Annotated in this window: 1 protein-coding gene; it reads right to left on the bottom strand. The window is 36.1% G+C overall.

Features of this window, described 5'->3' with window-relative positions; genetic code table 11:
- Nucleotides 1–255, bottom strand: a 255-nt coding sequence (locus WFK35_RS23145) for a hypothetical protein (protein WP_336735010.1), incomplete at both ends; no start/stop codon positions are given.

Genomic DNA, 255 nt, shown 5'->3' with positions numbered 1-255 from the left:
AATTGTAGTTCGCAAAATTACGGTCTGCATTGTAATAAGAATTTAAATCAAAAACACTCGTTGCGTTCCATTGGGCGGTTCCGTTTAGGGAGAAAGATTTATATCTGTAAGACAGAGTTGTTTTCAGATTGTTGAACCAATCGTCCTTATTTTTATCTTTTGAATAAGAATATTCCGCTGTTAAATTCAATCCGTGCGAACCAAATGTAGCATTGATGTTGGTTTCAAGTCGGTAAGAAAAAAGCTCCTGCGATG

Source organism: Chryseobacterium sp. VD8, assembly GCF_037149975.1.
Taxonomy (GTDB): domain Bacteria; phylum Bacteroidota; class Bacteroidia; order Flavobacteriales; family Weeksellaceae; genus Chryseobacterium; species Chryseobacterium indicum.
The sequence above is the reverse complement of the archived record's forward strand: the minus strand, read 5'-3'. Positions and strand labels throughout refer to the sequence as shown.